The organism is Rhodococcus sp. DT1 (assembly GCF_049844875.1).
Taxonomy (GTDB): domain Bacteria; phylum Actinomycetota; class Actinomycetes; order Mycobacteriales; family Mycobacteriaceae; genus Rhodococcus.
Genome location: NZ_JBNCLW010000004.1, coordinates 138,821 through 150,456, shown reverse-complemented (window position 1 = coordinate 150,456; position 11,636 = coordinate 138,821). Strand labels below are relative to the sequence as shown.

The window sequence follows — 11,636 nt, the reverse complement described above, 5'->3', positions numbered from 1 at the left end:
CTCCTGGCGTGAGCGAATATCCGAATACTAGATTATTCAGCGTGCTGAACGATGCGGGACCCGACGATCTCGAGGCGTGGCCCACCGGGCGGTTGCTCTCCACCGCTGCCCGCCTCGTCGAACAGGCGTGGGAGCAGCAGCTTCGCAAGCGGGGGCTCACCCATGCCGGGGTTATCGCGCTGCATTCGATTGCGGCGCAACCGATGTCCCAACGAGAAATGGCGCGGGCGTGTCGCGTGACGGACCAGACGATGAGCCGCACCGTCGATCATCTCGTGCGTGGCGGATTCGCTTCCCGCTCCGTCGATCCCGCCGACGAGCGTCGGATGCGTGTGCGGATCACGGCCGCCGGTGCTGCCGAATACCGCCGGGTGCTCGAACTCGAGCGAGACGACAACGCCGCTGTCGGCGACAACACCGCGTCTCCGCTGTCGGTCTCCGATCCGGAGACGTTGCGCCGCCTGCTCGTCGAACTCGTCCGCGCGCACCGGGGCAGCTCTGCTCACACGACCGGGAGTACCCCCGTCGCCGACGATCCATCCACGGAAACCGGTTGACGCCGCGCGATAGGGTTCACCATGGCTTTCGAACAGCCGATACCGCCGCAGCCGAACTCGCCGCAGCAGGTGCCCTCGCCCGCCGTCGTCGCGGCGCTGCGCCGGGCCGGATGTGTGTTCGCCGAAGACGAAGCGCGCCTGCTCACCGACGCCGCAACCTCCGAGCGGGAACTGGATGTTCTCGTCGCGAGACGAATTGCCGGAGCGCCTCTCGAGCATCTCCTCGGGTGGGTGCAGTTCTGCGGCATGCGGGTCGCGGTGTCGCCCGGGGTATTCGTCCCCCGCCGTCGTACGGAATTCCTGGCGAGATGCGCCGCGCGGGTGGCTCCCCCGAACCCGGTCGTGGTGGACGTGTGCTGCGGTTGCGGTGCGGTGGCGTCCGCACTCGCGGCGATGCTCGGCGTGTGCGAGGTGTACGCGACCGACATCGATCCTGTCGCCGTGCGGTGCGCGCGGCTCAATCTGCCCGGCGAGCGGGTGCTCGAGGGTGATCTGTGCGCGTCCTTGCCAGGCTCCCTGCTCGGACGCGTCGACGTGCTCGTCGCGAATGCCCCCTATGTCCCGTCGGGAGCACTCGAGTCGATGCCGCGTGAGGCGCGGTGCTTCGAACCGCGTGTCGCGCTCGACGGGGGCGAGGACGGGCTCGACATCCATCGGCGACTCGCCGCCGAGGCAGGGCGCTGGCTGGCACCCGGAGGGCATCTGTTGATCGAGATCGCAGCGACTCAGGCTCCCGCCGCGGAAAAGATGCTGACGCAGGCGGGGTACCGCCCGCGAGTGCTCTTCTCGGACGAGTCGGACGCCACGGTCGTCGTCGCGGACCGTAGGTGACATCGCGTCAACCCAGTGGCAGTTCGGCGAATATCGACGTCGGCGCGGTGGATCCACCGGCGGGTTCCACACTGAATCCCAGGGCGGTGGCGCCCGAGATGTCCTCGAGCAGCGCGGTCGTGGACGGTGCCACGTCCGCCGGGGTCATCGTGCCCGCGGACTCCGGTCCGTCCGGCCCGATCAGCCACATCTGGTAGACGGTGCCGTCGGCGGGTGGTGCGACGTTGTTCATCACGAGCACGCCGGCGCCGGCGTCCTCGGAGAAGACGACCGTCACCACGCCGCCGCCCTCGAGCGTGCCGGTGGTGGTGCGGACGTCTTCGGCGGCGAGCACCCGCTCGGCGAGGGGGCTGTCGGTCGTCTGGGTCCACTGGTTCGCGACGACGACACCGCCGAGCGCCACGACCACGGCTACGGCCGCGGCGAGCAGGAAGTTCCGCCGCCTGCTCTGCCGGCGTCGTTCGTCGAGCGAGATGACGTCGGTGGACGAATTCCCGATGTCCGGGCCGGAGTTCTCCGCGCCGCCGTGCTCGGCGGGACGGTCGGTGGCGCTCTCCGCGGCGACGAGTGCGAGCACCCGGCCCCGTAATCCGGCGGGCGGCTCGGTCGCGGTGGCCGCGGACATCTGGGCGAGTGTCTCCCGGGCGTCCCGGAGGTCGGTGGTGAAACGCTCGACCGTTTCGGGCGCGGCGTCGTCCAGCCGTGCCGTTACCTCGTCCCGCTCGTCGGGTGCGAGTGCGTCGAGGGCGATCACGGGCGCCATGTCGAGCAGGTCCCGATCATCGTCGAGCGCCATCAGAATTCACCCCCAAACAGGTCTTCAATCGGAGTAGTCCGTCGCGGATCCGCGACTTGACGGTGGGTAGCGTCGATGAAAGTTCTTCGGCCACTTCCCGATACGTGTATCCGCCGTAATAGGCCAGCTCGACGGATCTGCGTTGGAGATCGGTGAGCGAGCCCAGGCAGTCGGTGACACGCCGGCGATCGTCACGCTGGGTGACCTCTTCGCTCACGGAGTCGAAGGCGGAGTCCACCGTCGCCGAGCCGTAGCGCGACTCCCGGTCGGCGCCGGACTGCTCGCTGCGTACGCGATCGACGGCCCGCCGATGCGCGAGCGTGATGATCCACGACAGTGCGGATCCCTGGCTCGTATCGAAGCTGCCGGCCGAGCGCCACACCTGGAGGTAGACCTCCTGCGTCGTCTCCTCGCTGTAGCCGGGATCGCGCAGGACTCGCAGGACCATGCCGAACACCCGTGCCCGTGTGGCGTCGTAGAGTTCGGCGAACGCGGCCTGGTCCTGTGCGGCGACGCGCGTGAGTAGCGCCCCCAGGGTGTCGGTGTCTCTACCGACGCCGGTCATCGGCTCAGTCCGCTCATCGAACGAAAGCCTAGCCGGGCGAAACCGGCGGCTCAAGACATCGGAGTACAGCACCGCCGTCACCGCCGCGAAATACGGGAGCGCCGGACCGCGGCGCCGGCGGCGGCCGGCACCGCAATTCCACCGCCGGGCAGAGGAGCGGACCGTGGGGTGTCAGGAAGCATGATCGTCTCCAGGTGAGGTCAACGGCTCGCTGGTGAGAGTGCACACCAGAAAATCTGCGGTCGTTCTGGCCCACCAGCCGGGGTCTGTGAGTAGCAAATGTCCGGCTCCGGGCAAGGGACGCCAGCGCGCGTTCACTCCGCGGTCGCGGGCGGCCATCGTCTGACTCTGCGTGGCTCGCGGGTCCGTCTCATGGTCTTCGGTGCCGTGCGCGACGAGCAGATGACGGCCGATGGGTATGTGCTCGGAGTCGTTTTCGGGCCACCACGGTGCCAGGGCCACGACGGATTCCACCCCGCCCTGGGAGGCCAGGTGCGCGGCGACCCGCCCGCCCATCGAGTGGCCCACGAGCCCGATCCGGGTGTGGCCCCGCCGGGTGGCGCGGTCGAGCGCTTCCAGGGCATCGCGGACCGGACTCATATGCGTGCCGTTCCATCCTCTGTAGCGGTAACGCACCTGCTCGACGGTGATGTGATGCGGACGTAGGCGTGAGCCCAGCGTGTGGGTGAACGCCGTCATCCGGAGCTCGGACGCATGCCACGGGCGCGGCGCCTCGGTACCGACAGGCCTGCCGCCCGGAAGCACCAGCACGTGGGCCCGTGAACGGCCCGGAAGAATCTCCATGAATGTCGTTCGTTGCAGCACGCATCCCGGATTGGTCCGGGGCGTCGAAGGAAAAACTCCACGCCCCGACCCATCCGCCTTCACACTGGTAGCGAATGACCCCTGACACATCGATCGGCGTGGTCGTCCAGGCCACGGCTTACGAAGGGAATTTCAGCTATGAACATCGCTACACGTAAGAGCCTGGCGGTCATCGGAATCGGTGCGATGTCCGCGTTCGGTGTCGCGGCCTGTACGTCCGACGATTCCGACACTGCGTCGGACACCTCGGCAGCGACCACGACCACCGGTTCGGCAATGGAGACCACGGAAAGCACCTCGGCGCAGGCTGCGGCAGCGGGTCCCGTCGGCCCCGGTTGCGCCGCCTACGTCGAGGCGAATCCGACCGGTCCCTCGTCCGTCGAAGAACTCTCGACGCAGACGATCACCGAGGCCGCGGGTAACGTACCGATCCTCACCACGCTGACACAGGCGGTCAGCGGCCAGCTCAACCCCGATGTCAATCTCGTCGAAACGCTCGACGGCGGCGAATTCACCGTCTTCGCACCGGTCGACGAAGCGTTCGCGGCTCTCGACCCCGCCACGATCGAAACGCTGCAGACCGACTCGGGGATGCTGACGGACATCCTGACCTACCACGTGGTTCCGGGTGAGCTCACCATCGACGACGTCGCGGGCACCCAGACCACCGTGCAGGGTGGGACTGTCGAGGTAGCCGGTTCCGAGGATATGTGGACGGTCAACGGCGCCAACGTGATCTGTGGCGGCATCGAGACCGAGAACGGCGTGGTCTACCTGATCGACGGCGTCCTGACCCCGCAGTAAGTGCTCTCTCCAACTCACCCTCGGGAAGGTCAGGTATCGATGCGGAAAATCCGAAGCAGCGTTCGGGGACTCGCGGCGGCGTTCATCGCCGCCGCGGGTGCGGCTGTTCTTGCGGCGCCGGCTCAGGCCGCGCCGCTCACACCCGTCCCGCAGTTGGACGTGAACAGGTATGTCGGACAGTGGTATCAGCTCGCTGCGAATCCGGCGCCGTTCAACATCGACTGCGTGCGCGACACCACGGCGAACTACACGTTGCTCGACGAACGTAACGTCCGAGTGGAGAATTCGTGCACCACGGTGACCGGTGAGCGTCGCGGCATCGTCGGAAATGCACGGGTGAACGACACTGCGCAGCTGCATGTGTCGTTCCCCGGAGTACCGTCCCAGGATTCACTGGACGGGCCGACCAACTACATCGTCACCTACCTGGCAGACGACTACTCGTGGGCGTTCGTCGGTGATTCGACACGCCTGTCCGGGTTCGTGCTGTCGCGTTCTCCGGTGGTCGATCCTGCTGCATGGCAGGAGATCCGGCGCGTCGTCGAAAACAGCGGGTACAACGCGTGCCTGATGCTGACGTCGCCGACGACCGAGGGGATGCAGGAGATCAGACCGCTCTGCACCGTCTAGTACCGGTCGGGGAGGGAGGAGGGCTTGCCGTGAAGGCAGGCCCTCCTTTCCGTTCGCGAATCCGGTCAGGAACCCGATCGTGACGCCGTGCCCGCAATGTTCTCGAGCATGCCGCGGAAGATGATGCCGTGGAACGGCAACAGCGAGTACCAATACAGTCGCCCGGCAATACCTTTGGGAAAGAAGATCGCTCGTTGCGTGAGTCGGGTGCGGTCGGCCGCGAGTTGTTCGACCCGCCATTCCAGCCATGCGCCACCGGGTGCCCGCATCTCGGCGCGCAATCGGAGGAGTTCGGGGCGCTCGATACGTTCGACCCGCCAGAAATCGAGTGCATCGCCGGTGTGCAATTTTTTCGGATCGCGGCGCCCTCGGGTGAGGCCGACACCTCCGGAGAACCGGTCGAGCCACCCGCGCACAGTCCACGCGAGCGGGAACGAGTACCAGCCGTTTTCGCCGCCGATGCTCTCGACCACCGCGAATACCCGGTCCGCCGACGTGTCCGATTCGACGGAGCGTTCGTCGATATAGACGACCTCGCCCGCCCAGTCCGGGTCGGACGGCAACGGATCTGCGGGTGCGCCCACGGGGGACGCGCTCGACCAGCTTGTCTCCACTTCACCGTGTTCGAGCCGGCTCAGTGCGAGACGCACCGCTTCGCGATATCCGGTGAGTCCGCCGGGCGGGGGAGGGATCACGGCGTCGATGTCGTGATTTCGCATCACCGCGTCGGAACCCAGCGATTCGATGAGTGCCCGGCCGAGCCCCGGCGGGATCGGAGTGACGAGCCCTATCCACAGACCGGCGAGTCGTGGGGTCAGTACGGGAAGTACGACGATGCGTCGCCGCACCAGGCCTGCCACCTCGGAATACTGTTGCATCATCTCGCCGTACCGCAGCACGTCGGGACCGCCGATGTCGTAGGTCCCGCTGCGGGGAAGGGGTGCGTCGGCGGCCGCGACGAGATAGTGCAGAACGTCGCGCACGGCGATCGGCTGGATCCGGTTGTTCACCCAGCGCGGTGTGGTCATCACCGGTAGGCGGTTGCTCAGGTGCCGGATCATCTCGAACGACGCCGACCCCGACCCGATCACGACGCCTGCCTGGAGTACCAGGGTGGGAACACCTGATTCGAGGAGGATCCGTCCCACCTGGGCGCGAGAGCTCAGATGTGGTGACAATTGCCCGGATTCGGGATGCAGACCTCCGAGGTAGACCAGGCGCGACACCCCGGACTCGCGCGCAACGGCCGCCACGTTCTCCGCAGCCCGCCGCTCGGCTTCGACGAATTCGTCTCGGCCCCCCATCGAATGGACCAGGTAGTACAGGACATCCACGTCCCGGCACGCCTCGCGGAGAGACGCGGGGTCGGTGAGATCACCGCGCACGATCTCCACATCGTCGGCCCACGGCACGTCCCGTAGTTTGTCCGGACTGCGCGCGAGTACCCGTACCCGATAACCGGCTTCGAGCAGTCGCGGCGCGAGCCGTCCGCCGATGTATCCGGTGGCACCGGTGACGAGGACACGGCCGGCGGTCATCGCGCCCGTCACTTCCCGTTCAGGATGTGGCCGAGCTGGTGCCTCAGCGACGACTCGAGGTCGGGTCTGCGGAATCGATGCCCGATGTCGAGGAGCGTTTTGGGAACGACGAACTGACTCGCGCCGGCGACCTCGCGTGCGCCCTCGTCTCCCAGCAGCAGTCGTGGACCGAGACCGGGGACGGGCAGCAACGCGGGACGATGGAGCACGCTCGCCAGCGTCCGCGTGTACTCCTCGTTGCGGACCGGTTGCGGAGCCACCGCATTCACCGGTCCCGAAACGGACGGATCCGTCAGCGCACGGTGATAGATGTCGAGCAGATCGTCGATATCGATCCACGACAACCATTGCCGGCCGTTGCCCAGTCTGCCGCCGAGGCCGGCGGAGAAGAGCGGCCGCATCAGTTGCAGGGTGCCGCCGCGCGGAGTCTGCACGATCCCGGTCCGAACCTGGACCACTCGCACACCACCCTTCTCCGCGGGCTGCGTCGAGGATTCCCACTCGGCGACGACGTCGGCGAGGAAACCTGCCCCGCGTGAAGACTGTTCGTCGAGAGGCGCATCGCCCCGGTCGTATCCGTAGAAACCGATGGCAGACGCACACACGAAGGTCGCCGGCCCGTTGCTGGTGCCGGCGGCGAGTTCGGCGAGTCGCCAGGTCGGCGCGACCCGGCTGTCGCGGACGGCTGCCTTGTGCGCCTCGGTGAAGCGTCCGGCGATCGAGGCGCCCGCCAGGTGGATGACGGCGTCGACGCCTTCGAGCAGATCGGGCGCGGGATCGATCGGATCCCACTGTCTTTCCTGATCCAGTTGCTTTTCCCGGAGCCCGTGAACGGGCCGGCGCACCAGGCGCACCACCCGGTAACCGCCGGCGCTCAGGAAAGCGGTCAATGCGCTGCCCACCACGCCGTTCGAGCCGGTCACCGCGACCGTGCGGGGACACACTCCCTCGGTGTGCGCCCGGCGGTGGCTGGCGAGATCGTCGGCGAGCTGGCGGTGCCTGTACCGAAATGTCTGAGTCAGAACGCGTTCCGGGACCGGTGTGTCCACTTTGTCGGTCACGCGGGTCCGGAATTCGTCGACGACGTCGAACCGGTGCTCGTGCCGCCACGACCGGATCAGGTTCGGCGGCAGGGACGTCAAGCTGTCACGACCGAGCGCATCGACGAAACGGTGAGGGGGGTCGTAACCTTCGGGCTGGTGATCGGAGATCCAGCGCAGGCCACCGGGGAGGCCCAGGACGGCACGCCCGTCGGCGAGCGAATCGGCTTCCGACACCACGCTCATCGGCTGCCAGGGCGGAATCAGTCGATGAACAGCGCCGGGGCGGGCATGCCAGGCGAACACGTCGTCACGGGGGGCGTCGACGATACTGCTGTACTCGATGCCCATGTTTCCTCCGGGCTGAATTCGCCGCTGTGGCGCCGCGATTGTCGGGATCCGGTGTGCGGCGCCGGCACTCCCGGCGCCGCATTCCGGTCAGGCTGGAAGCACGCTGAGGAGGAACAGGTAGCCCTCGACCAGCGGGGTATGGATGGCCAGGAATGCAGTCTCGACGAAATCTCGCAGCACGGTGTCTCCTTATTGTCGGAGGCGGACGGTCCGCCTGTTTCTCATTCGGCGCGACCCGACCGGTGGATGGGTCGATTCGTCGATCGAATTTCCCCGTACCGTTCGAGCGCCACCCGGCGTTCGTGAGCGTGGTCCACCAGGGGCGCGGGATATCCCTCAGGCGGGCCGTCCGGCAGCGTGTGCACCCGGCTGCCCACGACACTCCGGAGTTCGGGTACCCAGCATCGGACGTAATCACCCTCGGAATCGAATTTTTCGCCTTGCGCCGTCGGATTGAATATCCGGAAGTACGGCGCGGCGTCCGTTCCGCTCCCCGCGGTCCATTGCCAATTGTGCTGATTCGAGGCGAGATCGCCGTCCACGAGGTGCGTCATGAAGTGCCGGGCCCCCCGCCACCACGGAATGTGCAGATCCTTGGTCAGGAACGACGCGACAATCATCCGGACCCGGTTGGGGACGAAGCCTTCCGCCAGTAGCTGGCGCATACCGGCGTCGACGATCGGAAACCCGGTCCGCCCTTCGCACCACGCGGTGAACAGCGTGTCGGCGTCGGGGCCGGTGTCGTATCGGATAGCGTCGAACGTCTCGTTGTAGTTCCGCCGCGCAGTGTCGGGACGGTGGTGCAGCACATCGGCGTAGAAGTCGCGCCACGCGAGTTCGCTGCGGAACGTGGTGGTCCCGGCGCCGGAGCGGTCGCGCAGGTCGTGCAACAGGGTGCGGGGATGAATGCACCCGAACTTGAGGTGGGCCGACAACCTGCTCGTGCCGTCGGCACCGGGGCGGTCCCGGTCGGTCGCATACCGCTCGAGATCGTCGGCGAGGAATTCTCGCCAGCGGGTGAGGGCGGCCCGTTCCCCGGCCGGAGGAAGCGCGATGTCGCCGGCGTCGGGGATCGCTGTGCGGCCCGGCGTGCCCGCCGGGTCGATCCAGTCGATGGTCCCGGCGTCGGTCGCTGCGGGTGGCCGCACGTCGTGTTCGAGCCAGGCACGCCGGTACGCGGAGAACACCTTGTACGGCGTGCCGTCGGGTTTCGTGATGCGCCCCGGCGACACCGCGTACGGCGATCCGGTGGACACCAGTGCCACACCCTCGAGCGCCTCGGCAACGTGCGCATCGCGCCGTGCCCCGTACGGGCCGAAATCGGCGCTGATGTGAACCTCGGACGCGTCGAAGGCGCGGGCGACCGCAGGCACGGCCTCTGCCGGATCACCTCGCACCACGAGGAGGCGGCCGGACAGATCGTCGTCGAGAGCACGCAGGCACGCCATGAGGAAGGCACGCCGGCGCGGCCCGGACGGACCGAGCAGGGCGTCGTCGAGAACGAACAACGCCACGCCCTGCTGCGCGATGTCGGTAGCGGAAAGGACGGCGGGAAGATCGCGCAGCCGGAGGTCGCGTCGGAACCAGACGATGGCGGGACGGCTCATCGAACCAGTGTGCTGGACAATGGCTGGCATGTCCGATGTCTTCGAAGTACCGATCCGTGACGAGTCGATCAGACTCGGCCAGTTCCTCAAGCTGGCGAGCCTGATCGAATCGGGTGCCGAGGCCAAGGAGGTCATCGCCGACGGCCTGGTCTCCGTCAACGGTGAAGTCGACGTGAGACGAGGCCGTCAGCTCCAGGTCGGTGATGTGGTCGAGATCGGCGGGATGAGCGCGCGGGTCGTGCGCGACACCTGACCTGCGTATCGAGTCAGTTCTCCGCGCGCACGACGACGCCGTCGTGGTCGCTGTAGACGATCTCGCCGGGGTTGAACGTCACGCCGCCGATCTCGACCGGCACGTTCTTCTCGCCGGACCCTGTCTGAGTGCTCTTACGGGGATTGGTGCCGAGTGCCTTGACCCCGATGTCGAGCGTGCGCAGGATCGCGGAGTCCCGGACAGCACCGTTGACGATCACGCCGGCCCAGCCGTTGTCGACCCCGCGGCCGGCGATGATGTCGCCGACGAGCGCGGTGTGGATGCTGCCGCCACCGTCGACGACGAGCACGCCGCCGTTGCCGGGCTCGGACAGGGTCTGCTTGACGAGCAGGTTGTCCTGGAAGCATTTGATCGTCGTGACGGGGCCCGCGAACTCGCTGCGGCCACCGAACTGGATGAACTGGGTGTCGCAGCTACGGATGTCCGGACCGATCTCGTCGGCGAGGTCGGCGGTTGCGGTGAATGCGTGGGCAGTGGCTTCGCTCATGTGCTGAGGATAAAGGGACGGCGGCGGGCCGTCCGGACGGCGGCGACCGGGATCGCCGCAATCAGATCGATGATTAATCTCTTCGCAGGCCAAAGCGTTAGATCCTTGTATCCTTCACAAAGGTTCACTTATGCCGGGTGAACGACCGACCGGGAGAACAGGACGGGGACATGCCACTCGACGGACGTTCGACGATCGTGCGTGTGCCCAAGGCCGGGGAACTGATCGCGGCGAATCTTCGCCGCCAGATCATCACCGGAGAACTCGAAGCCGGGGAGCCGCTTCCCAACGAGGCCGCGCTCATGGAGCGGTTCGGCGTCTCGCGCCCGACATTGCGTGAAGCGTTCCGGATACTCGAGTCGGAAGGCATCATCACCGTTCTGCGCGGGGCCCACGGGGGCGCCCGCGTGCAGGCGCCCGACAGGTCCACCGCAGCCCGCTATGCCGGCCTGCTGCTGCAATACCGCGGCGTCCCCCTGGCCGACGTCTACCGCGCCCGCACCGAACTCGAGGTCGCGGCGGTGGGTTTGATCGCGGCCGATCCCGACGGGCGGATCGACGAACTCGCCGCCGTGGTCGACCGGGGAGAAGCCTTCCTGGACGATCCACACGCGTTCGCGAAGGCGAACACCGAGGTGCATCGCACGGTCATGGAACTCGGCGGCAACGAGACGCTGAACACGCTGGCCGGCATGCTCCTCGACATCATGGATGCTCATGCCGCCCTGTACATTTCCTCTCGCGCCGAGCCGGACCGGCCCGGCGCGGCCGTCGCGCTGCGCGCGAGCCGCAAACTCGTCGCACTACTGCGCGCGGGCGAACCCGGCCGGGCACAGGCCTTCTGGCGTCACCATCTCGACAAGGTCGAGAAGTACATGACCGGCGACAGCGAGACCACGCTGGTGGAAGTGCTGTCGTAGGCCGGCGCACGGTGGAGCCGAGGCTCAGACGGCCCGGCCCATGCGACGCTCGTAGTCCTCGCGTTCCCGGGCCGCCCGGTTACGGGCTTTCTCGCTCAGCAGTTCGGGATCGATTCCGTGTTGCTGCAAGCGATGGCGCTGCCACACGGGCATGAGTGCCGCCGAGAAGTAGACCCAGGGCAGGAACAGCAGCAGCATCATCGCGAAGGGAATCCAGACCGGGCCCGGAATCAGCAGGAACAGCATCAACGGCGGGATGATCGGCAGGTTCCAGCGCAGCAGATAGCGCCGCGCGCCCCCGGGACCGAGGATGTCGTTGCGAACCCACTCGCGCATCTCGGGCGGCAACGTGCGACCGACCATGTATCCGAGGCGCTGAAACAAATTAGGTCGTGCACTACTCATATCGAC

14 protein-coding genes are annotated in these 11,636 nt (G+C 67.2%); 6 read left to right on the top strand and 8 right to left on the bottom strand.

Translation table 11 applies throughout. The annotated features are described in order from the left end of the window. The first annotated feature begins 41 nt into the window (after positions 1 to 41). Together ACLQ3J_RS11375 and ACLQ3J_RS11370 are read left to right on the top strand one after the other, a co-directional pair. A complete protein-coding gene (locus ACLQ3J_RS11375; protein WP_296550657.1) occupies positions 42 to 557 on the top strand; it encodes a MarR family winged helix-turn-helix transcriptional regulator in 516 nt (171 codons plus the stop codon). Between the two features lie 21 nt (positions 558 to 578). Further along, the gene (locus ACLQ3J_RS11370; RefSeq protein ID WP_425903270.1) at positions 579 to 1,388 is read left to right on the top strand and encodes a putative protein N(5)-glutamine methyltransferase; all 810 of its coding nucleotides are present in this window, start codon (positions 579 to 581) and stop codon (positions 1,386 to 1,388) included. 7 nt (positions 1,389 to 1,395) lie between these two features. On the opposite strand, the gene ACLQ3J_RS11365 is transcribed toward ACLQ3J_RS11370, so the two are convergent. The 3 genes from ACLQ3J_RS11365 to ACLQ3J_RS11355 form a co-directional block, all read right to left on the bottom strand. Beyond that, entirely contained in the window at positions 1,396 to 2,184 is a 789-nt protein-coding gene (locus tag ACLQ3J_RS11365) for an anti-sigma factor (protein WP_169620845.1), read from the bottom strand. Beyond that, positions 2,168 to 2,749: a sigma-70 family RNA polymerase sigma factor gene (locus ACLQ3J_RS11360; protein ID WP_169620844.1), complete on the bottom strand. Its 582-nt coding sequence runs from the start codon at positions 2,747 to 2,749 to the stop codon at positions 2,168 to 2,170. Before ACLQ3J_RS11360 ends, ACLQ3J_RS11365 begins: the two co-directional genes overlap by 17 nt. A gap of 171 nt (positions 2,750 to 2,920) precedes the next feature. Next, the gene (locus tag ACLQ3J_RS11355) at positions 2,921 to 3,553 is read right to left on the bottom strand and encodes an alpha/beta hydrolase (RefSeq protein WP_169620843.1); all 633 of its coding nucleotides are present in this window, start codon (positions 3,551 to 3,553) and stop codon (positions 2,921 to 2,923) included. 159 nt (positions 3,554 to 3,712) lie between these two features. Here ACLQ3J_RS11355 and ACLQ3J_RS11350 point away from each other — a divergent pair, with 159 nt between their 5' ends. Then, positions 3,713 to 4,378, top strand: a complete 666-nt coding sequence (locus ACLQ3J_RS11350; RefSeq protein WP_169620842.1) for a fasciclin domain-containing protein — start codon at positions 3,713 to 3,715, stop codon at positions 4,376 to 4,378. Positions 4,379 to 4,417: 39 nt separating this feature from the next. Further along, positions 4,418 to 5,008: a lipocalin family protein gene (locus ACLQ3J_RS11345; RefSeq protein ID WP_206038684.1), complete on the top strand. Its 591-nt coding sequence runs from the start codon at positions 4,418 to 4,420 to the stop codon at positions 5,006 to 5,008. A gap of 65 nt (positions 5,009 to 5,073) precedes the next feature. Here the strand turns inward: ACLQ3J_RS11345 and ACLQ3J_RS11340 are convergent, their stop codons facing one another. From ACLQ3J_RS11340 to ACLQ3J_RS11330, 3 genes are all read right to left on the bottom strand, one after another. Next, positions 5,074 to 6,546: an SDR family oxidoreductase gene (locus ACLQ3J_RS11340; protein ID WP_425903268.1), complete on the bottom strand. Its 1,473-nt coding sequence runs from the start codon at positions 6,544 to 6,546 to the stop codon at positions 5,074 to 5,076. 8 nt (positions 6,547 to 6,554) lie between these two features. Beyond that, complete coding sequence (locus ACLQ3J_RS11335; RefSeq protein ID WP_425903267.1) at positions 6,555 to 7,937, bottom strand: TIGR01777 family oxidoreductase; 1,383 nt, start codon at positions 7,935 to 7,937, stop codon at positions 6,555 to 6,557. A gap of 221 nt (positions 7,938 to 8,158) precedes the next feature. Continuing rightward, positions 8,159 to 9,544 carry a cryptochrome/photolyase family protein gene (locus ACLQ3J_RS11330; RefSeq protein WP_425903265.1) on the bottom strand — a complete coding sequence of 462 codons (1,386 nt, stop codon included), beginning with the start codon at positions 9,542 to 9,544 and terminating at the stop codon, positions 8,159 to 8,161. 28 nt (positions 9,545 to 9,572) lie between these two features. On the opposite strand from ACLQ3J_RS11330, the gene ACLQ3J_RS11325 reads away from it, so the two are divergent. Next, positions 9,573 to 9,797 carry an RNA-binding S4 domain-containing protein gene (locus ACLQ3J_RS11325; protein WP_169652272.1) on the top strand — a complete coding sequence of 75 codons (225 nt, stop codon included), beginning with the start codon at positions 9,573 to 9,575 and terminating at the stop codon, positions 9,795 to 9,797. Positions 9,798 to 9,810: 13 nt separating this feature from the next. On the opposite strand, the gene rraA is transcribed toward ACLQ3J_RS11325, so the two are convergent. Continuing rightward, the gene (gene rraA, locus ACLQ3J_RS11320) at positions 9,811 to 10,305 is read right to left on the bottom strand and encodes a ribonuclease E activity regulator RraA (protein ID WP_169620837.1); all 495 of its coding nucleotides are present in this window, start codon (positions 10,303 to 10,305) and stop codon (positions 9,811 to 9,813) included. Between the two features lie 170 nt (positions 10,306 to 10,475). Here rraA and ACLQ3J_RS11315 point away from each other — a divergent pair, with 170 nt between their 5' ends. Next, positions 10,476 to 11,225 (top strand): FadR/GntR family transcriptional regulator, encoded by a 750-nt coding sequence (locus tag ACLQ3J_RS11315; RefSeq protein WP_169652271.1) that lies wholly within the window; start codon positions 10,476 to 10,478, stop codon positions 11,223 to 11,225. 24 nt (positions 11,226 to 11,249) lie between these two features. On the opposite strand, the gene ACLQ3J_RS11310 is transcribed toward ACLQ3J_RS11315, so the two are convergent. After that, complete coding sequence (locus ACLQ3J_RS11310; protein WP_169652270.1) at positions 11,250 to 11,630, bottom strand: DUF5313 family protein; 381 nt, start codon at positions 11,628 to 11,630, stop codon at positions 11,250 to 11,252. Between the last annotated feature and the right edge of the window lie 6 nt (positions 11,631 to 11,636).